Here is a 21577-nt window from a genome sequence, read left to right on the forward strand (position 1 = left end):
TATTTTCGATCAAGCTACGTGGATTAAGAAGTTTCCGAGGTCATATCCGATGGGACGTTCGGTCCGGCTATATCTTGCAGATGGGACCGCAACAGGGATTCTGACGGCGGAAATCGTCAACTGGACGGGTCATGTCCTTTCGTCACCACGAACGAGGGTGGACGTGGCGCTAAAACGCGACGAGGTCAAACGAACCGGCGTCTATCTTCTCTATGGATTCGAAACCGACAACGACCTTCCAAGTGTATACGTCGGGGAAGGCGACAGCATCGCGTCACGTTTGTACTCACATTCAAAGGACGACGAAAAGGACTTCTGGGAAAGGTTTGTTGCGATCACCAGTAAGGATTTGAACCTTACCAAGGCTCACGTCAAATACCTTGAAGGGCGGATTATCACCCTGCTCAAGGCTGCTAAGAAAAGTTCGGTTACGAACAAAACCGACCCTTCCTTTGACCGCCTGCCGGAAGCCGACATTTCCGACATGGAAGCATTCTTGGAAGAGCTACAGCTGGTTTTACCTGTGATTGGCGTGGACTTTCTTCGAAAGCCCAAGCAAGGCAATTCTCAAAGCTCCGATAGCAAACAAAGCCAAACAGTTTTCACTATCCAGAATCCCAAAAAAGGGATCGACGCCATGGCGATTGAGTCTGAGGGCGAGTTCGTGATCCTTGCCGGTTCTGTAGGTAGCCTGCATCAAGCCATTTCTTTCGGCGAAAAGCGTCGATCATTCCGGAAGCAAGTTCTTGAAAGTGGTCGAGCTGAAAAAGTCGATGACAAAACCTTCCGTTTGGTGGACGACGTCGCATTTTCAAGCCCGAGCGCAGCCTCTGTGTTCCTACATGGAACTGCCAGAAACGGGCGAACGGACTGGTTGGTTAGCGGGCAATCTAAGAACTACGCGGATTGGAAAGACGAAGCACTGGGGGGAGACCAAGCTCAGTAGAGTGCCCGGGCGACCAGCCCGGGCCGCGCCCGACCCGCCCCCCGGGAGGGCGCAATGGCGATGCCACACACCGCACAGTCCGAGTCCGGGGCTTGAAAGATAAACCGCCCATCAAAAGCGTTCCAAAGCGCCCACCCAGGCTCGGGCGCGCCCCTCAGCGCAGCAATCGCCCCTCGTGGGAAGCCCGCGCAATACGCAGCCTGCGCCCGTTCGTCGGGCTTTCGCGGCGGCACTGCGGCCACGGTTCCTCCTCATCACCGGCAGGGCGCCGAGGCGATGCCCCGCGCTGCGCAGCCCCTATGCGGCTCTGAGAGCATTCCGCCCACCGGGAGCGCCCCGACGCGCCGCCAGGGCGCGGCGCTTCGCGTATCGCGGGGACCTCCTGTAGCCACCGGAAACCGTGACCGGCCCCGTCAGCGATAGGCCTGCAGCGCCAAGCGGTCCCGCGCGTCGCGGGCGGAGGCGGACATGCCGTCCTCGCGGGCATAGCCGATGTCCTTGAGCATATGGGCATCGAGGTGGCGAATATCGCTGATCCGGGGCGCCCTGTGGGCGGGGTCCGGGTGCCGGAACTGAACCGTCATGGCGGCGGCGACCGACCGGAATGCGGCGGCCATTGCCAGGGCAGGCGAAGATGAAAATGCAGACGCGAACATCCTGTGTCCTCTATGTGTTGTTGCGTGATCTCGGAGGCGGGCTGGCAGCGCCCGGCCTTGTCATGCCGCCTTTCTGCGCCGCCAATGTTGCAGCGGGATGTCCGGGACCGGGGTTTCGTGTTTCAGTTCCGTAGCAGGTGCCAGTCGTGTCCACTCCCTAACAAATCGTGAATCCGCGCCTGCAACCCATTGAAATATATAGGTCTGAGATGTGTCTCACGGTGGGACATCCCACCCGCCCCCGCCAGCGCCCCCCGGATTCCCGTTTGAGTTGCCTTTCCCCCGCGCTACGCTCCCCCCTTGCAACCAGGGAGGACCACATGTCTCAGATCAAGACCGAGGTGGAGAGCGCCAACGCCGCCTATGCCGGGAGCTTCGACAAGGGCGACCTCGCCCTGCCGCCCGCCCGCGGCTTTCTCATTCTCACCTGCATGGACGCCCGGCTCGACCCGGCGAAATATGCCGGCCTCGCCGAAGGTGACGCCCATGTCGTCCGCAACGCAGGCGGCCGGGCCAGCGACGACGCGATCCGCTCGATGGTGATCAGTCACAAGCTCCTGGGCACGCGCGAGTGGTTCGTGATCCATCACACCGATTGCGGGATGCTCTTCTTCGACGACGACACGATGGGCAACCTTCTCGCCGGTTCGCTGGAGACCGCGGAGTTGACCGACGAAGGGTTCCGCAACGCGTCCGAACCCGGCGGCTCCCCCGAGGGTCATTTCATCAAATGGCACTGTATCAAGGAACAGGAGCAGTCGGTTGTCGAGGACGTGCAGCGCATCCGCGCCCACCCGCTCGTCAACCCGGCCATCCCGATCTACGGCTACGTCTACGACGTGAAGACCGGCAAATTGATCGAGGTGGAGGCCGCCACGGACGCCGGCCAGCCAGTGCTCTGAGCCGGGCGCGGCGGTGCAGGATCAGGCGACTCCGCGCAGTTTCTTCTTGCAATGCTGCACCACCGCCGCCATATGCCACCAGCGACCGTTACCGCATTTCGACCAACTGTCTCCCTTAGCGGCTTCAGTCTCGACCGCGACGACCGACGCCAACGCTGCCGCAGTTCCGCGGGCAGCGAACACAAGCTAGGAGACAACGGATGGCCACTGGCACCGTGAAATGGTTCAATACCACCAAAGGCTACGGCTTCATCGAGCCGGAAGGCGGCAAGCGCGATGTATTCGTGCACATCAGCGCCGTCGAGCGTTCTGGCCTGACCGGCCTCGCAGACGGACAAAAGGTGTCCTTCGACATCGAAGCCGGACGCGACGGCCGCGAATCGGCGACCAACCTGCAGGCGCTCTGACGCGCGGGCCCGCCGCAACCGGCGGGCCGATCTGCCCCTCGGATGCCTGTCAGGGCACCACGCAGGCGTGTTCTTGCGGCGACGTGATCGCACGTTATCGCGGCCATTTCGGTCGCTATATTGATTTCTTTCGAAATTCAGGGGCAGGCTGAATCGAAATCAGAGAGATATCGGTTCCGACTCCATGTTCACACGACGCACATTTCTAGCCACGGCCATCGCCAGCAGCGCCGTACCGGCCCTTTCCCAGACGCCGGCGCCCGCGCCTGCACCCGCGGCCCAGCCCTTTTCGCTCGATCCGCGGTTCGAGCCGCAGTTCGTCAAGATCAAGAAGCAATTCCTGCCCGGTCAACTGCTGATCCTGCCACGCAGCCACTACCTGTATTTCGTAACCGAACCCGGCAACGCGATCCGCTACGGCGTTGGTGTGGGCAAGGCAGGCCTGGAATTCACGGGTACGGCCACCATCGACGTCAAGAAGGAATGGCCCACCTGGCGCCCGACCCAAGAGATGATCGAGCGTGACCCGGCTACGTACTCCAAGTTCGTGAACAACGACTACGTGATGCCCGGTGGCCCCGGAAATCCGCTGGGCGCCAGAGCACTCTACCTGTTCCAGGACGGGCGCGACACGTTCTTCCGCATTCACGGTACAACGGAGCCGCAATCCATCGGCCGATCCGTCTCGAACGGGTGTATCCGCATGATCAACGGGCATGTGATCGATCTGTACGAACGGGTTCCGATCGGTACGATCGTTACGGTTCTCTGACCGCGCGGACCACGTTCAGCGCGCTTGGCAACACGGAGATGTCGAACCGCTGTGCAACCATCGGTTCCCCGTCGAGGTTGAGGTGGAAATCCCGCTCGGTCTCGATGACCCCGTGTTCAAAGGTCCGATAGACCAGGGCTTCTGCCTCGGCGCTCCCGGGCTCGATCAGTTCGCGCAGGAGAAACCCCGGCGCGCCCTGCCAGTCGTGGCTGATAACGGCGAGATCGAGCGCCCCGTCGTCCAGCATTGCTTCCGGCGTTACACCAAATCCACCACCCGCAAATCGCCCGTTTCCGATGGCCATGAACGCCAGCGGGATCTCGCGCGCCGCGCCGCCATCCATCGTTAAGCGACATGACTGGGCTTCGAAGTCACTCAGCCTGGACAGCCCGTGCAGAGTATAGGCAAGGCCGCCGAGCCGCGCCTTCATGTCGGTAGGCGTCGTTGCGGTGACCATTGCGCCAAAACCGCCCGACGCCACATTCGCGAACCAGACCTCGTTGACACGCCCGGCATCGGTCGGCTGGGACGGCGCCGTCAAGGCATACGTCATTGCCGCGGTGAGATCGTCGGCTGGTAAGAAACAACTCCGGGCGAAATCATTTGCGGTTCCCAGAGGGAGCAGGCCCAGCGAAACCGCCCCGCCCATATCCAGCCGCAAGAGTGCATTGACCACCGCATTCACGGTCCCGTCGCCACCCCCGGCGATGATCCGACGGCAACCGTTTTCCACCGCACGTTCGATATCCCTGCGCATCTGTTTCTTGGACCAGGGGATGCGCACGTCCAGATCGTGTTCTTTCTGAAACGACTTGACGAGCCGTCTGAGATCGGCGCGCGCGCCGGATTTCCGGTTGAGGATCAGGAGGCTTTTTTCCGTCATCTCGCAAATCCGATTGTCTCTCGCATTGCCCGGACACTCACAGGGCGATGCGGCTGGGCGCGGTCTCTGGCAAAGGCGTTCATTCTGCGGGAACGGGGCGTGGCCGGCCATTTTCGTCGATGGCGACGAAGGTGAAGATCGCTTCGGTCACCTTTTCTCGGGCATTATAGCCGCCGCGCCGCACCCAGGCTTCGATACCGATTCCCATAGAACTGCGACCGACACGCGAAACCTCCGTGTAGATGCACAACACATCCCCAACCTTGACTGGCCGGATAAACTTCATCGCATCGACGGCGACCGTTGTGACGCGGCCATTCGCCCGATCCCGCGCCGTGATCCCGGCTGCGATATCCATTTGGCCAAGCACCCAGCCGCCGAAAATGTCACCGTTGGTGTTCACGTCGGCAGGCATCGCGAGTGTACGGAGAGTCAACTCGCCGTGTGGCGTATCCGGATCGTTCATTTGGCCTCCAGGCTGATGCGGGCATGTCACGGATCACCGGTCCGGTTCAAGCGCGTTGACTGCAATGCCGCCGAACGGGGCGCGCAATCCATTCAGCGCACGCGCAGTCCGCAGTTCACGATGTTGTTCCATTCCACGGCCGCGCCGAAGGGCCGGCGCCTCTTGTTGCCGGGCTTGCGACACACCATAACGACGTCTTGATAGCGCACTCCAGCGACTTTGCGGTGAGCCGGTTTTCTTAACCGTGATAAGGGTATTATATATTGCGCAATCGCTACAAAAATGATCCCCCAGCGAGGGAGATGACTTGAGGCCAAGATGATCCGCAGGTTTCTGCACCGACGAACGCCCAGGGAATTGGGTCCGCCGAAGCTTCCTGCTCCGGACGAGCGATTGTACGTTGTCGGCGACATTCATGGCCGTTTCGACCTGCTGAAGGCACTGATGGCCAAGCTCGCGGAAGACCACGATTCGCTTCCCAGGGATGGCAGGAAGCCGCGCCTGATCTTCCTTGGAGACTATGTCGACCGTGGTGACCGCTCGCGCGACGTGCTTGAGGCCCTGGTCCATTTCGGCGACGACGCAATCATGCTCAAGGGCAACCACGAGGTGGCGCTGCTTAACTTCCTCGACGACCCGGAGGGGAATCGTTCGTGGCTTCGGTTCGGCGGCTTGCAGACACTGGCGAGTTACCACGTGCCGATCCCTTCCGTGAACGGACCGCGGCACAAGTTGCGCGACACTGCCGCACAGCTTCGCGAACACATGGGGCGGCACGCGGATTTCTTGCGCACGCTGCCGCTGTCGTATCTCTCCGGAAACGTCTTGTGCACCCATGCCGGCGTGGACCCGAGCAATCCGATGAAGCTGGATGAGGAAGCGATGCTCTGGGGACGCTCCGAATTCGTGGAGATGGACGGCGTGGACGACTTCCTTGTTGTACACGGTCACTACGATGCGCCCGAACCGGTTGTTACCCAACGCAGAATTTGCCTCGATACCGGCGCCTATTACTCGGGACGACTCACTGCCGCGCGGATCGACGACGGCGTGAAGCTCATTTCCGTTGATGTCATGAACGGCTAAAGAGGGCGGTCGCGCGGGATCAGACCCGCAACATCACCACAATTTCCTCTGCCAGCGCGGCGATCTCGCTCGCCGCAGCGCTCGTGCGCTGCCGTTCCGTGACGCCGAAGCCCTGACCAAGCGCCTCCGCGAAGATCACCCGGTTTCCCAGAACGGTTTCTGCGACCGGCGCGGCGAGGTCCTGCATCTGGGCGACAATCTCGCCGGACAACCGCGTGCCGGCGCGGGCGCGGTTCAATACCGTCAATGCCGGTTTTCGCGCACGGTCGATCAGTTCCAGCACCGCTTCCGTCGCCCACAGGTCCAACTGGCTGGCCGAGACAGGGACGATGACCAGATCCGCCTCCCGCAGGGCCGGGCGCAGGTCGCTGTCGGCCTTCGGAGGCGTATCGACGATGACGAAATCGTTGGACCTCTTCAGCTTGTCGCACTCGTAGCCCACGCCCCAGGCAGATGCGGTGGAAAATTCCATCCCGGGGTCGCCGCCGGTCGCCTCGTGCCGCGTCATGAACCAGCGCCCCATGGAACCCTGCGGATCAGTGTCGAGCACGGCAACGGAATGCCCAGCGTCCCGAAGGTGGACGGCCAGGTTCACGGCCACCGTCGTCTTGCCGGACCCGCCCTTCTGTTGTGCCACGGTGATCGTGTATCCGGCCATTTCGGTCTCCACGCCTGACCTGCGATTCTCCAACATATCGTGGCGCACTTACGTTCGGTCCACAATAGGCTGGGGCCGACATGGTCGCGGTCGCTTTCAGGGCGCGTTCCAGTCCACATCGTCGGCCGCCTCGACCTCCAGCGCGCCCGCTTCGGGAGTTTGCAGCAAGCCGCGGGCCTCTTCGACCGGCGCATCCATCCAGCGCCGCCAGTCCACCGGTGCAAGCAGCACACCCATCCTGTCGTGCACCTGCGCCACATCAGCGTTCGGCGGGCAGGTGACAATCGCGGCCTGCGGCACCGCCTGCCCGCCCGGTGCATGCCACGTGTCGGTGATCGCGGCGAACCCCAGAAGCGCGCCGTTCCGAGGGCGAATGCGCCACGGTGTCTTGCGCCGTGCCGTGCCGGTCCACTCGTACCAGCCGTCGGCGACAACGACACCGCGTCCCACGCCGTCGAAGGCGGTCTTCTCGAACAGCGTCTCCGAACGGGCATTGACGATCGTTTCCATCACCGGTCTCCCGCGGGCATTTTTCCGCCCGACGGGAATGATCCCCCACCGCATCAGGGCGCATCCCTGCGGCGTCAGCACGACAACATCCTGCCCCGGTTTGATGTTGCGGCGCGGCGAATACGTCGGCCCCCCGGCCGGCTCCAAACCAGCCATTGCGGCGACCTCGGTGTATCCACGGGTGAGAAACAATCGTCCCGGCATGCGCCTGTTGTATCGCTGTAACAAGCGGATGCCAAAGCCCATGTGTCTGCGTGCAAGCGCACTGGCGCAATAACCGATCGCAGGCTAAGCATTTTAACAATGCGGTATTCGAACGCCTCTCTCGCACGGTCCGGTGCGCTCGCCGTTCTCCTGCTATCGGCCATGCCGGCGGCAGCGCTGGACACCGTGACTGTCTCCGTTTCAGGCGGTGACGAGGCGCTCGAGAAAAAGCTGTCGGCTTCGTCGATGCTGATGCGTCAGCTGAACGAACAGGAAGCTTCCCAGAACCAGTCGCGCTGGACTCGCTGGTTGCGGCGGAACCAGCCCCCGCCCGAGCCTGCCGATCCCTCCGAAACGCTCGCAGCCGCGCGCGCTGAGTACAAAAGGCTTCTGTCGGTTCTCTACAGCGAAGGCCGCTACGGCGGCACGATCAGCGTGAAGCTCGACGGGCGTGAAGTTGCCGATATCTCACCGCTTGAACCACCGTCCCGCGTCCGCAATGCCGTGATCGTTGTGCAACCAGGCCCGGAGTTCAAGTTCTCCGAGGCCGGCGTCGCGCCGCTCGCCCCCGAAACCGAGATTCCGGAAGGCTATGCACGCGGCGAGATCGCGAAATCAGCTGTCATTGGCGATGCGGCGCGCGTTGCCACGAACGCCTGGCGCGATGCCGGCCACGCAAAGGTGGACCTCGCCGCCGAAGACATTTCGGCCAACCACGCCAGTTCGACGGTCGCGTCGAACCTCACGCTCGCCCCCGGCCCGCGCCTTCGCTTCGGCCCGACGGTGGTGAGGGGTAACGAGCGCGTACGCACCGAGCGCGTTGTCGCCATCGCCGGCGTTCCCACGGGGGAGGTCTATAGCCCCGAGGAGTTGAACGACGCGGCCGAACGCCTGCGCCGGTCTGGCGCCTTCAGGTCCGTGTCCCTGCGGGAGGCCGAGACTGCCGGGCCCGGCGATCAGATCGCCATCGAAGCCGATGTGCTGGAAGACAAGCGCCGACGTCTCGGTTTCGGCGCCGAGATCTCAACCCAGGAGGGCGGTCGTTTCAATGCCTACTGGATGCACCGCAACCTTCTTGGTGGCGCGGAAAACCTCCGGTTCGATCTGGATATCGAGAACATTGGCACCACCGCACCGAACAACGGGATGGACTATATCCTGAGCGGTATCCTCTCGCGGCCGGCCACGTTCCATTCCGACGTGGACGCGCTGCTGCGGGCGTATATCGAGCATGAGGATGAGCCCGGCTACGTCGCCACCACGGCCGAGGCCGGCGGGGGCTTCACCTGGCATATCTCGAACGAGCTGGAATTCTCGGCCGGACTCGATTTTCGCCTTTCGGAAGTGGAAGACGCCTTTGGCGAGCGGGAATACTCCATGGTCTCCTTCCCGCTGGATCTGGAGTGGGATACCCGCGACAACGAGTTCGACGCCACCGAAGGTTTCTATGTCGACACCGAATTGCGGCCCTTTACCGGGATCGACAACATGGAGAACGGCGCGCTTCTGGAGATCGACGCCCGCACCTATTGGGGCTTTGGCGAGAGGAAGAACACCGTTCTTGCCGGGCGCGTCCAGTGGGGTAGCCTCTTCGGGCCGGACATCCCCGACGCGCCGCAGGACTACCTCTTCTTCGCGGGCGGCGGCGGCTCCGTGCGCGGCCAGCCGTACCAGTCACTCGGAACCGGCGAGATTGACGATACGATCATCGGCGGACGTTCCTACGTGGCGCTGTCCGGCGAAATCCGTAGCTATGTCCGTGGCAATCTCGGCGTCGTCGGCTTCATCGACGCGGGCTACGTCGGCGCCGAAGAGGTCTATGACGGGTCCGGCGAATGGATGTCTGGCGGTGGAATCGGCGTTCGATACAGGACGGGTTTCGGACCGATCCGGGTAGACATCGCGACGCCCATCGACGGCGGCCCCGACGACGCGGACTCGGTCCAGCTCTATATCGGTGTCGGACAGGCTTTCTGATGAAACATCTGCGTAACGCCGCCCTGCCTGCCGCTGCCGTTGCAATCGTGCTGCTCATGCCGTCTGCGCAAGCGGCGGACGACGACGACGGCGGGATGATCCAGCGTTTTCTGCAGGACAAACTGTCGGGCGCCGGACGTGAGGTTTCGATCAGTGGTTTCGAGGGGCTGCTCGCCGGGCAGGCGCGCCTCGCGGAGATGACAATTGCGGATCAGGACGGGGTCTGGCTCATCCTGAGGGATGCGGTGCTGGACTGGAACCGCGCGTCGCTTCTTCGCGGCAATCTCACGGTGCGCGAACTGACCGCGGCAGAATTGATCGTGGTGCGCAAGCCGGCTCCCGGGCCGGATACGACCACTGCCGCTGCGCCGGAGGCTGAGGCCTCGGGGTTTGCCCTGCCGGAGCTCCCGGTTGCAATCCGGATCGACAAGCTGGCGATCGAGCGGGCCGAACTTGGGGAACCCCTGCTCGGACAGGAAGCTATCCTGTCGCTCGACGGCGCCGTTACGCTGGTCGAAGGCGAGGGAGCCGTCGACATTCGCACCGAACGACTGGACCGCGAGGGCGATTTCATTGCGCTTCAGGGCGGCTTCGTGAACGAAAGCCGCAATCTGACGATCAATCTGGAAGTGGTCGAAGGCGCGGGCGGGCTCATCTCCACGCTGTCGAAACTGCCCGGCTCGCCCTCGGTGGACCTCAGCGTCAAGGGCGACGGACCACTCAACGACTTCGGCGCCGACATTGCCCTACGTACGGATGACGAGGACCGCATTGCAGGGAGCGTCTCGACAACGGCAACGGCGTCCGGCGGCACAGATTTCGCCGCCGACATCGGGGGCGATATCACGCCGCTCCTGCCACCAGAATTCCACGAGTTCTTCGGCGACGATCTTCGCCTTGTTGCCCGTGGCAATCGTGATGCCGAGGGCGCAATCGATCTCTCGGATCTGACGCTCGATGCGGAAAGCCTCGATCTGAACGGCACCGCGCAAATCGGCGCCGACGGCCTGCCCCGGTCCTTTGCCCTGACGGGAGAATTGGCGCATCGCGATGGGCAGCCGGTGCAATTGCCCGTGGCGGGCCCGGGGATCTTCCTCGATTCGGTACAGCTCGACGCGGCATTCGATGCGGCGCAGAGCGACCGCTGGACGCTGGACGCGTCCATCGACGGTCTCGACACCGAAAGCGCCGACCTCGACCGCCTGGAATTGAATGGTGTCGGCAGCATCACGCAAGACCCACAGGCCGTGACGGCGGACCTCCTATTCGATGCCACGGGGCTCGGCCTTGCCGAGGCGGGGCTGGCCGAGGCGGTCGGCGAGGCCATCAGCGGCGGCGCATCGCTGGCCTGGGAGGCCGGCGGTCCGCTCAACCTGACTCAATTCTATGCGGACGGGGCGGATTACGGTGTGACGGTGCTGGGCGACGCCCGCATCAGTGGGCGCAGCGTCCAGCTTTCGGGCGAGGCGCGTGTTCGCGCCGACGACCTGTCCCGTTTCTCGACGATTTCCGGTCAGCAACTCACGGGACGCACGAGCGCAACGGTCACCGGACAGGGTGATGTGCTTGGTGGTCAATTCGCCGTGTCGGTGGACCTCGAGGGCGACGGGCTGTCGATCGGCCAGGAAACCGCCGACCGGCTGCTGACCGAGCCCGTGACCCTTTCGACCGCCATCCGGCGCGATACCGGCGGCACGGAGCTCGACATTTTCGAGTTTCGCAGCCGCGCCATTACGGCCGATGCCAAGGGCCGGGTTGGCAGCGGGAATTCGGATATCGGGTTCACCGCTGCTTTGAGCGACATCGGACTCGTGATGCCCGGGCAGGAAGGCGCCGTCGCGCTTGAGGGGAAGGCCCGCGAATCCGCGCCCGGCGACTGGCTGGTCAACCTCGGCCTCGACGCGCCCTGGGACCTGACCGGCACGGTGGACGGTCGGATCAAACCGGGTGAAAGCGATGTGACGCTCGACCTCTCCCTTCCGGATATCGCACCGTTGGTGCCCGGCCACAGCGGCGCGGTGACGGTAAAGGGGCAGGCCGCGGAAACCGGCGAGGAAGGCGCGTGGGGGCTCGACCTCGACGTGACAGCGCCCTACGACCTGTCGGCCGGTGTCGACGGGGTCTATGCCCCCGGCGCAACGGATGTCGGGCTCCAGATCGACCTGCCGGACGTGGCACCGCTGGTGCCGGGACACACCGGTGCGGTGTCGCTGACCGGTACGGCAAAGGAAACCGAAGCAGGCGGCTGGCAGGCCGCGTTTGAGGGCAGCGGTCCGTATGAGGCCGCGCTCGACCTTGTCGGCGACATCACGCCCGGCGCACCGAGCAAGGTCACGCTCTCGGCCGGGCTGCCGGATATTTCGCCGCTTGTGCCGAGCCTTTCTGGACCGGTGCGCGCCGAGGGCACCGCGAGCGATGCCGGCGACGGTCTGTGGCAAATCGACTTCGACGCAGGCGGGCCACTCGATGCGACGGCGACTGTCGACGGCGTGGTCGGTGGCGGCCAGAGCGATGTGGCCCTCGATGTGTCGGTGCCGGATATCACGCCGCTGGTGCCGCAACTCCCCGGCGCGGTCCGCGCGACGGGAACGGCGCGCGAGGCAGGCGGTGGCCAGTGGGACGTGGATTTCGACGTGGACGGGCCCGTGGGTGCCACAGCCGCCCTGACAGGCGCGGTGGGCGGCACCGGAACGGATGTGAATGTGACGCTCGACGTGCCGGACATTTCTCCGCTGGCGCCGGGCTTCACGGGCGCACTTCGCGCCCAGGCCGCGGCCGCGCAGACCGACTCCGGTGCATGGGACCTCTCGGTCGATGCAAACGGCCCCTACAGCAGCACCCTCCGCGCCGGCGGCACCTATGGCGACGGCGCCTCCGATCTCTCCATCGAGGCCGCCCTGCCGGATATCGCACCGCTTGCCAGCGGCCTTTCCGGCCCGCTCTCGCTCAACGGCACCGCGCGCGAGGCCGAGGCTGGCGCCTGGGATGTCGCGCTGGACGCCGGAGGGCCGTACAGTTCCAGCGTGAATGCAACCGGCCGGATCGCACCTGAGGAAACGGCGCTCGACCTGGACATCTCCGTGCCGTCCGTATCGCCGTTTGCGCCGGGCGTTACCGGCGGATTCGATGCCAACGGGACCGTGCGCCAACAGGATGGCGACTACGCGGTCGACCTCACCACAAACGGGCCCGAAGGTGTCTCCAGCGCCGTTGCGGGCACCGTGGCAGGCGATTTCTCTACGATGAACATCACCGCCGACGGCAGCGCACCGCTCGGCATCGCCAATCGTTTCATCACCCCGGCTTCGGTTCTTGGCACCGCGAATTTCGACCTCGCCATCGATGGCGCCCCGTCGCTTCAGGCGGTCTCCGGGACGGTCAATATCGCGGGCGCGCGCCTGACCATCCCGGGCGTGCTCCGAACGCTCGACGACATTGGCGTCCAGCTCAACCTGAACGGCGAATCGATGCAGATCGACGCATCCGCGAACGGACCGGATGGCGGCAGCGTCGCCGCGAACGGATCGCTTCAGCTCACCGGCGACATGAACGCCGATCTGACCGCATCGCTGAACGAGTTCGTCCTGTATGATCCGCTCCTCTATCGCACGTCGTTGAACGGTCGCGTCGAAATCGCGGGCCCCCTGGCCGGGAACGCGGCGATTGACGGCACGATCAACGTCGGGCGCACAGAGGTTCGTATTCCCGACGGTGGCCTTGGGTATGGCGGCGCGATCCCCAATGTAAGCCACATCAATGAACCTTCCGACGTTTTCCTGACCCGCACCCGCGCCGGGCTGGTGGAGAAGGAGAAGGAAGAAACGTCCGGAGGTGGCGGCGGCGGCGGTCCGGCCTATGGGCTGAACCTTCGGGTCAATGTTCCCGGCCAGGTCTACATTCGCGGCCGCGGGCTCGACGTGGAAATGGGTGGCGCGATGCGGGTTACAGGGACGACCGCAGCCCCCAACCCGGTCGGCGAGATCGAAGTGATCCGCGGTCGGCTTGACGTGCTCGGACAACGCCTGAACGTGGACGAAGGCCGCGTTTCCCTCGCGGGCGGACTCCAACCGTATCTCGACATCCAGGCCTATTCGCAGCGGGACGATTTCGAGTTCATCGCGCTGATCACCGGCCCGGTGGATGACCCGGAGTTCGACCTGACCTCCTCCCCCTCCTTACCCGAAGACGAAGTGCTTGCGCAGTTCCTGTTCGGCAAGGGGCTCGATGACCTTTCGCCCCTGCAGGCGGTGCAGCTGGCAAATGCGGTCGCAATGCTCACCGGACGCGGCGGTATTGGCGTTCTGGGAAATCTGCGGGAGGGTCTGGGCCTCGACGATCTGGATCTCGCCACCAATGCCGAAGGCGATACGGAAGTCCGCGCCGGGCGCTACCTCAGCGACAACGTCTATACGGAATTCGTCGCCGACAGCGAAGGCGACACGGAGATCGACATCAATATCGACGTGTCCCGGAATTTCACCGTGAAGGGCACGACCTCATCCAGCGGCGACAGTTCCATCGGCATCTATTGGGAGCGCGACTACTAGGGCGGGACGAGGTTCCCGCAAGTCGTTCCGCCATCACCTAATCCATCTTGCGCCGCCGTGGCCACGCCGCGCGCATGGTGCAAAACGCCGGAAAGTGGGGTCGATCTGGCCCCTGCGGTTCGATCCGGACGCATCCGCTTCCCGGGTCTGGACTAGCTCCCTCGGTATGTCGAATACCCGTATGGCGAGACCAGCAATGGAACATGGTAATGGACCGCCTCCGACATGCCAAACCGGATCGGTATCGCATCGAGGAACAGCGGCTCTCCCCCTGCCTGCCCGGTCCGGCGAAGGTAATCGCCAGCGAAGAAGATCAGCTCGTAGGTACCGGTCTTGAATTTTCCCTCCGGGAGGATTGGCGCGTCCGTTCGCCCGTCAAAATTGGTGACAGCCTCGGCGATCTTTCGGTGGGAGTTGCCGGACACCCTGTAGAGTGCAATCCCGATCCCCTCCGCCGGCAATCCGAGGGCGGTGTCCAGCACATGCGTTGTCAGGTATCCCGCCATCTGGTCCCTCCGGCTTGCGTCGCCCCCATGAAGGCGTGAAAGTACGGGGCAGGCAAGCCCTTTGCGGCAACGCAGCACAAATCATCCAGGAGATTGACGCAATGGATCGCTACCCCCGCGACATGCACGGCCACGGCGAAGAGCCACCACATGCAGGTTGGCCCAATGGCGCGAAAATCGCCGTGCAGATCGTTCTGAACTACGAGGAGGGCGGCGAAAACTGCCTGCTGCACGGCGACGCGGCCTCGGAGGCATTTCTGTCGGAGATCGTCGGCGCGGCGCCATGGCCGGGGCAACGACACTGGAACATGGAGTCGATCTACGAATATGGCGCACGCGCCGGGTTCTGGCGCCTGCACCGGTTGCTCACGGCCCGAGGTATCCCGATCACCGTCTACGGCGTCGCCACGGCGCTGGCCCGTGCACCGGCGCAGGTGAAGGCGATGCAGGAAGCGGGTTGGGAAATCGCGTCGCATGGGCTGAAGTGGATCGAGTACAAGGATTTCACCGTCGAGGACGAACGCGCCCATCTGGAGGAGGCGATCCGGCTGCACAGGGAAGTCACCGGCGAACGCCCCCGCGGCTGGTACACCGGGCGCTGCTCCATGCAGTCGGTGGAAATCGCAGCGCGGGAAGGCGGCTTCGACTACATCGCCGACGTCTATTCGGACGACCTGCCCTATTGGATCGAGGTGGATGGGCGCGACCAGCTCCTCGTGCCTTACACGCTCGACGCCAATGACATGCGCTTTGCCACGCCGCAGGGGTTCAACTCGGGCGATCAGTTCTTCGCCTACCTGAAGGACAGTTTCGACTGTCTCTATGCAGAGGGTAGGGCCGGCGCACCCAAGATGCTCTCCATCGGCCTGCATTGCCGCCTCGCCGGCAGGCCAGGGCGTGCCGCGGCGCTCCAGCGCTTCCTCGACCATGCGGCAAGTCATTCCGGCGTCTGGTTCGCCCGCCGCATCGACATCGCACACCATTGGGCGGACCGGCACCCGCCTCGCAAGGGACTGCGTCCGAGCCGGATGGACAAGGACAGTTTCGTCGCCCAATTCGGCGGGGTCTTCGAGCATTCTCCGTGGATCGCCGAACGCGCCTTCGACCTGGAACTCGGCCCCGCACACGATACGGCCATTGGCGTGCATTCCGCGCTGGCGCGCGCGTTTCGCTCCGCCAGCGACGAGGAGCGAACGGGTGTCTTGCGGGCGCACCCCGATCTGGCCGGAAAGCTCGCGCAGGCAAAGCGCCTGACCGCCGACAGCACGGCCGAACAGGCCAGCGCCGGGCTCGATGCGCTGACCGACAGCGAACGCGACACCTTCACCCGGCTCAATACCGGCTACACGGAAAAATTCGGCTTTCCCTTCATCATCGCCGTGCGCGATCACGACAAGGCAGGGATTCTCGCGGCCTTCGAGCGCCGGTTGGCACATGACGCCGCGGCTGAATTCGCCGAAGCCTGTCGACAGGTGGAACGGATTGCGGAACTGCGCCTGCAAGCGATGGATCTGCCATGAGCCGGATCACGCCCGAGCCGCTGACACCGGCCGCCTTCGCCCCGTTCGGCGACGTTCTGGAAGTGACGGGCGCGCCGGACAAGCTGATCAACGCCGGGATGTGCGGCCGCTTCCACGACCGCGCCCGGCTCGATTTCGCAGACGGGCGCGCCGGTCTCAGCCTGTTTCATGCCGAACCGCGGCAATTGCCGTACACGTTCGATTTGGTCGAGCGCCACCCCGACGGAAGTCAGGCATTCGTCCCGATGGCGCTCGACCCGTTTCTGGTGATCGTCGCGCCTGACCAAAACGGCCGGCCGGGCATGCCGCGTGCCTTTGTCACCACGCCCGGCCAGGCGATCAATTTCCACCGTGGCACATGGCACGGGGTGCTGACGCCGCTCCATGCGCCGGGTCTGTTTGCCGTTGTCGACCGGATCGGACCGGGTGCGAACCTCGAGGAGTTCACCTACACCGCTGCCTTCACGGTGGACGCGCCCGCAGCCTGACCCGACGCGGGCGCGCGCCGTCAGTTCCCGTAGGCCACCGATGGCAACCACGTTACCAGTGCCGGGACCTCGAAGACGATGAAGAGCCCCAGCAGCTGCAGCAGCACGAAGGGCACCACGCCCTTGTAGATATGCGCAAGCGTCACGCCGGGCGGGCAGACACCCTTGAGGTAGAACAGCGCGAAGCCCACGGGCGGCGTCAGGAACGAGGTCTGTAGCGTCACCGCCACGAGGATCGCGAACCAGACCACCGAGGGATCGTTGACCACCCCGAAGCCGGGCACCGCAAGCTCCAGCCCTTTGATGATCGGCAGCATCAGCGGCATGATGATGATGGTGATCTCGATCCAGTCCAGCAGGAACCCGAGCAGGAAGACGATGAACAGGATGAAGCCGACGACCATGTAGGGATTGTCGAAGGCCGAGAGCACCAGATGCTCCACGATCTCGTCACCGCCGTAGCGGCGCAGGATGAAGGAGAAGAAGTTCGCGGCAAGGAAGATGCCGACGATATAGCCGGAGGTATTGAGCGTGGACCGGCTCACCTCCTTCAACACCTTGAAACTCAGCTTGCCGTTGAAGAGCGCCAGCAGCGTCGCACCGAGCGCGCCGAGGCCGGAGGCTTCCGTGGGCGTCGCGATACCGGCGAAGATCGAGCCGAGCACCAGCAGGATCAGGAACATCGGCGGCACGACGGCCAGCAGCACCTCCTTGATCACCGGCCAGCCCACATGTTCCGACTGCTCCGGCGGCGGCATCGCACTGGGGGAGATGAGCCCGTAGATGATGATGAAGACGATATAGAGTGCACCGAGGATCAGGCCCGGAAAGAGTGCCCCCATGAACAGGTCGCCGAGCGAAATCGCGAGCTGGTCGGACATGATCACCAGCATGATCGACGGCGGGATCAGAATGCCCAGCGTGCCCGCGCTGGCAATCGTGCCGGTAGCGATGGGCTTGGAATAGTTCTGCGCCATCATCGAGGGAAGCGCCATGACGCCCAGCAGCGTCACCGAGGCGCCGATAACCCCGGTCGAGGCGGCGAGGATGATGCCGATCAGCAGAACGGTCAGAGACAACCCGCCGCGCAGCCCGCCGAAGAGCCTCTGCATGGAGTGCATCATGCGTTGCGCCACGCCCGATTGATCGAGCATGAGCCCCATGAAGATGAACATCGGCAACGCCACGAGAACCGGGTTTTTGACCGTCGAGCCAAAGAGCCGGCCGGAGAGCGCGGCGAGCTTGCGGTAGTCGATCCCCGTTCGGTCGAACTCGATGATATCCTTGAAGGCGGAGCGGTAGGGGTCGAGCAGGATTTCCGCCACGAGCACGAATATCAGGCTCACGCCGACGAGCGCGAAGGCCACCGGAACGCCGCGGAACAGCATGAAGATGAAGGTGAGGAACATCGCCGCCACGGCGAGTTCGTTCAGGGTCAGAACCTGACCGATCGCTTCGAGAAGAAACATGCCTCAGACCTCCTCGCCACGATCCATGAGCCGCACCAAACCGATCAGGGCCAGCGTGGCGACGAAGGTAATGAGAATGGTGTAGGGGATTTCCTGGCTCCCCAACTCCCAGGCACCGAAAATGGGCTCCTTCACGATGGCCCGGTCCGCGACCTCTTCCGAGACGGTCATCCGGGTGAACCACCACAGCGCGTAGTAAATGACCAGGTTCACGGCATACATCGTGGACGGAAAGGCATAGAGCAGGCGTTTCCACCGCACCGGTCGCGTCAGACGCCCAAGCATGCGGACGTAGGCGGCCCAGGCGGCCGCCGCCATCAGAACGAAGCAGAGGTTCATGAGAACCTTCAGGATCCACAGGTTGTGCAACCCGTTGGGGCTGTCGGAGCGCTCCCAGGCAGAGACCGAAGAAATCGCGTAGTGCAATGTCATGTCCCAGCACAGGATCACGAAGGGCAGGAAGAGCCAGACCAGCCCGAAGATGTCGATGCGTGTCTGCCGTGCCTTCGAGTAATTGTCGAACAGGATATCCACCCGGACATGGCTGTTCGTGGTGACGGCATAGGCCACACCGGTCAGCACCGCGATCCCGTAAAGCCACCACTGCAGGTCGTCGAGCCACGCCTGGTTGTGCCCTGACGAGCGCAGCACCACCTGGGCGCAGATCGCGACCATCAGGATCGGGAACAACCAGGCCACCACATTGCCGACGCCGACAACGAAGCGATCCGCTCTGTTGTGCTCCTTGCGCCCGATTTCGCCCGGATCGTAAAGGGCGACGACGGTTTCCTGCTGCTCCGACATTATGGATCCCCGGTTGGGTTAGAAGTGTCGCGCGCCGCGGCAGGTGAGCCGCGGCGCGTCCGGCCGGATCCGCTGCGATCCGGTCGATTTCAGTTATGGTTCAGCGAATTAGCGCGGGCGCGGCAGGTAGATATTGTTGAACCAGGTCTTGTAACCCTCGCGGAACTCCTGAAGGTCGGCCCAGGTTTTCGCGAAGTGCTCGTCCTCGGCGGCCAGTTCGCCAGCCACTTCCAGCCAGGCAGCTTCAAACGCGTCCAGTTCCTCCGGCGACCACTGCTTGATGGTCACACCATGCTTCTCGACGTTCTCCACCATGGCGGGGAAGTTCTTGGCCTCGCCTTCGGCGAAGTTGGTCGCCAGGTTGGCGGTGCAGGCCACGTTGATCTGGTTCTGCGACAGCTCGTCCAAGTCTTCCCAGCGGTCCTTGTTGACGAGCAGTTCGAAGATCGTCGCGGGCTGGTGCCAGCCGGGGAAGTAGTTGAACTTCGCGATCTGGTAGAAGCCGAGGCGCGCATCGACGAGCGGCATCGAGAACTCGGTCGCATCAATCGCACCACGTTCCAGAGCCGGGAAGATGTCACCACCCGCCAGCAGCGACGTCGAAACACCCATCTTCTGCATCACTTCGGCGCCGAGGCCGAAGAAGCGCATGTTGAGCCCCTGCAGGTCGTCAAGCGAGGTGATCTCCTCCTTGAACCAGCCGGAGGTCTCGGGCGCATACATGCCGCAGGGGATCACGTGAACGTCGTAGCCGTTGTTGTCGTACATCTCCTGATAGAGAGTGAGCCCGTCGTCATAAATCATCCAGGCCAGCATCTCGCCGGGCTCCGGGCCGAACGGTACGGCGGCGAAAAGCCCCGCAGCCGGCATCTTGCCCTGCCAGTATCCGGCGGTCGTGAAGGCTGCGTCCACCGAGCCGTTGGAAACAGCGTCGAGGGCTTCGAGCGTCGGGACCAACTCGCCGGGATCGAAGTGCTCGAACTCAACGCCTTCGGAGATCGAGTTGATCTTGTTGACGAAGTCGACACCCGCGGTTCCCAGGATCGGCAGGTTCTTCCCGAAGGCCGACGTCATTTCGAAGGCTTCCTGGGCGCCCGCCGCACCTGTCACGGCAATCGTTGTCCCGGCCACGAGGCCGAAGAATCTGGTGTTCATTGATTTCCTCCCTTGGATATTCGGTATCTGATCGGATCTTCCGTCCGCACTCATGTTCTGGAGAATACGCTGCGGCGACATCCTGTCGGCACCAGCAGCATTCTACCTGCGCCCGTGGTATCGGGCGTGAAATTTCGGTGTCCTCCCCATTTCGGCACGAGACGAACTCGCCGGAACGATATGAGATAAGTTCCGGTAAGTTGCGGCGGTGTCAACACCTGCGAAAGATTATTGTCGAGATTGCCGGGCAGCCAGTGAATTCTGGCCCAAACCTAACGTAGCGGCAACGCTGGCTCGCCTGTGTTCGTGCGAGAGAAAAGGGCGTCGGGCGAAAAATTGTGCTTGGGCCGCCGGTAATGCCGACGACCCTCCGCACGTCATGAGTGGCTTGATTTGAACACGTTGCGCAGGGGCGCGAAGAATCCCCTCATACTGCCGAACATGATGCGAGCGCGATGACGCCGGACGCCGTTCAGCATCTGGTAGCCATGAATCGGGTGCATGGTACTCTCCTCAATGCAATTCGTCCTTGTCGAACAAGATAGACCTCTCAAAAAACAGATCAACCCACCGGGCCACAAAATTGTACATTGAGTATACTATTCGCGCCATGCGCGTGCCCCTGTTGCATCCTCGTCACGAGATCGGCTCGCCAGCCCAGTATCTCAACACCTCCGCCGCCAGGCGGAAACCTCTCGCCAGTCTCCGTATTGCCCACGCCCAATATATCCATTATTCATGAAGTATGGAAAAGAATCAGGTCGCCAATGCATTTTTCGCGCTGTCGCAGCCGACCCGGCTGGACATCTTCCGCATGCTCGTTCAGGCCGGAGAACATGGCAGGCAGCCGGGCGAGATCGCGGAAATCCTCGATATCCGTCAGAACACGCTGTCGAACAATCTTTCCGTCCTCTTGAACGCCGGCCTGATCAAGCGTGTCCGCGAGGGACGCAACCAACGCTACACCGCCAATACCGACGAGATTCGGGACCTGCTGTCCTTCCTTCTCGAAGGCTGCTGCCAGTCCCGCCCCGAACTCTGCCACCCCCTGCTCGAACGGGCGGTGCGCCAATTGGAGACGCCCATGGCACGAGAGAATTACACCATACTCTTTCTCTGCACCGGCAATTCCGCCCGGTCACTGATGGCCGAAGCGATCATGAACCGCGAAGGAATGGGGCGGTTCACCGCCTATTCCGCGGGCTCGCATCCGGCGGCAAGCGGCCCGCATCCCTACACGCTGGAATTGCTCGGCAACCTCAATCACGATGTCTCGCAGGCCCGCACGAAAAGCTGGGATGAATTCTCGCACCCCGGCGCCCCGGCCCTCGATTTCGTCTTCACGGTCTGCGACAAGGCCGCCGCGGAGATCTGTCCTGTCTGGCCCGGACAACCGATGAGCGCACATTGGGGCGTACCCGATCCCGTACCAGTGGAGGGCAACGAGGCCGAGCGGCGGCTCGCATTCTCGGAAACCTACCGCATGTTGCGCAACCGGATCTCGATATTCGTGAACCTGCCCCTCGATACTCTGGACAAGTTCTCCCTGCAGAAACGCCTCGACGAGATCGGACGCACCAACGACCTCGCCGAGGAAACCTGACGCGCGGGCCACCGCCGC

The 21577-nt window shown here is 63.3% G+C and carries 19 protein-coding genes; 10 read left to right on the forward strand and 9 right to left on the reverse strand.

The window, feature by feature from the left end; genetic code table 11:
• Positions 1-49: 49 nt before the first annotated feature.
• Positions 50-946 (forward strand): GIY-YIG nuclease family protein, encoded by an 897-nt coding sequence (locus tag ARC39_RS22410; protein WP_068118229.1) that lies wholly within the window; start codon positions 50-52, stop codon positions 944-946.
• 413 nt (positions 947-1359) lie between these two features.
• Here the strand turns inward: ARC39_RS22410 and ARC39_RS22415 are convergent, their stop codons facing one another.
• Positions 1360-1602, reverse strand: a complete 243-nt coding sequence (locus tag ARC39_RS22415) for a hypothetical protein (protein ID WP_068118231.1) — start codon at positions 1600-1602, stop codon at positions 1360-1362.
• A 320-nt stretch (positions 1603-1922) separates the two neighbouring features.
• Between ARC39_RS22415 and ARC39_RS22420 the strand changes: the two genes are divergently transcribed.
• The 3 genes from ARC39_RS22420 (at position 1923) to ARC39_RS22430 (ending at position 3683) form a co-directional block, all read left to right on the forward strand.
• Positions 1923-2504, forward strand: coding sequence for a beta-class carbonic anhydrase (locus tag ARC39_RS22420; protein WP_068118234.1), 582 nt, complete (start codon positions 1923-1925; stop codon positions 2502-2504).
• A gap of 200 nt (positions 2505-2704) precedes the next feature.
• A complete protein-coding gene (locus ARC39_RS22425) occupies positions 2705-2911 on the forward strand; it encodes a cold-shock protein (protein ID WP_068118238.1) in 207 nt (68 codons plus the stop codon).
• Between the two features lie 184 nt (positions 2912-3095).
• Positions 3096-3683 carry a L,D-transpeptidase gene (locus tag ARC39_RS22430; RefSeq protein WP_068118240.1) on the forward strand — a complete coding sequence of 196 codons (588 nt, stop codon included), beginning with the start codon at positions 3096-3098 and terminating at the stop codon, positions 3681-3683.
• Here ARC39_RS22430 and ARC39_RS22435 read toward each other — a convergent pair.
• Positions 3670-4566: a YegS/Rv2252/BmrU family lipid kinase gene (locus tag ARC39_RS22435; protein WP_068118243.1), complete on the reverse strand. Its 897-nt coding sequence runs from the start codon at positions 4564-4566 to the stop codon at positions 3670-3672. The genes ARC39_RS22430 and ARC39_RS22435 overlap by 14 nt on opposite strands.
• A 79-nt stretch (positions 4567-4645) precedes the next feature.
• Positions 4646-5032, reverse strand: a complete 387-nt coding sequence (locus ARC39_RS22440) for an acyl-CoA thioesterase (RefSeq protein WP_068118245.1) — start codon at positions 5030-5032, stop codon at positions 4646-4648.
• A gap of 318 nt (positions 5033-5350) precedes the next feature.
• Between ARC39_RS22440 and ARC39_RS22445 the strand changes: the two genes are divergently transcribed.
• Entirely contained in the window at positions 5351-6118 is a 768-nt protein-coding gene (locus ARC39_RS22445; RefSeq protein WP_068118248.1) for a metallophosphoesterase family protein, read from the forward strand.
• A 19-nt stretch (positions 6119-6137) separates the two neighbouring features.
• Here the strand turns inward: ARC39_RS22445 and parA are convergent, their stop codons facing one another.
• The gene (parA, locus tag ARC39_RS22450; protein WP_068118251.1) at positions 6138-6776 is read right to left on the reverse strand and encodes a ParA family partition ATPase; all 639 of its coding nucleotides are present in this window, start codon (positions 6774-6776) and stop codon (positions 6138-6140) included.
• Positions 6777-6872: 96 nt separating this feature from the next.
• Positions 6873-7490 (reverse strand): SOS response-associated peptidase, encoded by a 618-nt coding sequence (locus ARC39_RS22455; protein WP_068118253.1) that lies wholly within the window; start codon positions 7488-7490, stop codon positions 6873-6875.
• Between the two features lie 99 nt (positions 7491-7589).
• On the opposite strand from ARC39_RS22455, the gene ARC39_RS22460 reads away from it, so the two are divergent.
• Together ARC39_RS22460 and ARC39_RS22465 are read left to right on the forward strand one after the other, a co-directional pair.
• Positions 7590-9467 (forward strand): autotransporter assembly complex protein TamA, encoded by a 1878-nt coding sequence (locus ARC39_RS22460; protein WP_068118256.1) that lies wholly within the window; start codon positions 7590-7592, stop codon positions 9465-9467.
• Positions 9467-14014, forward strand: a complete 4548-nt coding sequence (locus ARC39_RS22465) for a translocation/assembly module TamB domain-containing protein (protein ID WP_068118259.1) — start codon at positions 9467-9469, stop codon at positions 14012-14014. Before ARC39_RS22460 ends, ARC39_RS22465 begins: the two co-directional genes overlap by 1 nt.
• A 152-nt stretch (positions 14015-14166) precedes the next feature.
• Here the strand turns inward: ARC39_RS22465 and uraH are convergent, their stop codons facing one another.
• Entirely contained in the window at positions 14167-14520 is a 354-nt protein-coding gene (gene uraH, locus ARC39_RS22470) for a hydroxyisourate hydrolase (RefSeq protein WP_068118262.1), read from the reverse strand.
• Between the two features lie 101 nt (positions 14521-14621).
• Between uraH and puuE the strand changes: the two genes are divergently transcribed.
• On the forward strand, positions 14622-16040 hold the full coding sequence (gene puuE, locus ARC39_RS22475; protein WP_068118266.1) for an allantoinase PuuE: 1419 nt from the start codon (positions 14622-14624) through the stop codon (positions 16038-16040).
• On the forward strand, positions 16037-16528 hold the full coding sequence (locus tag ARC39_RS22480; RefSeq protein ID WP_068118268.1) for an ureidoglycolate lyase: 492 nt from the start codon (positions 16037-16039) through the stop codon (positions 16526-16528). Before puuE ends, ARC39_RS22480 begins: the two co-directional genes overlap by 4 nt.
• 20 nt (positions 16529-16548) lie before the next feature.
• On the opposite strand, the gene ARC39_RS22485 is transcribed toward ARC39_RS22480, so the two are convergent.
• The 3 genes from ARC39_RS22485 to ARC39_RS22495 form a co-directional block, all read right to left on the reverse strand.
• On the reverse strand, positions 16549-17997 hold the full coding sequence (locus ARC39_RS22485) for a TRAP transporter large permease (protein ID WP_068118271.1): 1449 nt from the start codon (positions 17995-17997) through the stop codon (positions 16549-16551).
• 3 nt (positions 17998-18000) lie between these two features.
• Positions 18001-18801, reverse strand: a complete 801-nt coding sequence (locus ARC39_RS22490; protein WP_068118274.1) for a TRAP transporter small permease subunit — start codon at positions 18799-18801, stop codon at positions 18001-18003.
• Between the two features lie 108 nt (positions 18802-18909).
• Positions 18910-19956 carry a TRAP transporter substrate-binding protein gene (locus ARC39_RS22495; protein ID WP_068118277.1) on the reverse strand — a complete coding sequence of 349 codons (1047 nt, stop codon included), beginning with the start codon at positions 19954-19956 and terminating at the stop codon, positions 18910-18912.
• A 745-nt stretch (positions 19957-20701) separates the two neighbouring features.
• Here ARC39_RS22495 and ARC39_RS22500 point away from each other — a divergent pair.
• Positions 20702-21559, forward strand: a complete 858-nt coding sequence (locus tag ARC39_RS22500) for a metalloregulator ArsR/SmtB family transcription factor (RefSeq protein WP_068118279.1) — start codon at positions 20702-20704, stop codon at positions 21557-21559.
• Positions 21560-21577: the final 18 nt, after the last annotated feature.

The sequence above is a fragment of the Tropicimonas marinistellae genome (assembly GCF_001509585.1).
Lineage (GTDB): Bacteria > Pseudomonadota > Alphaproteobacteria > Rhodobacterales > Rhodobacteraceae > Tropicimonas > Tropicimonas marinistellae.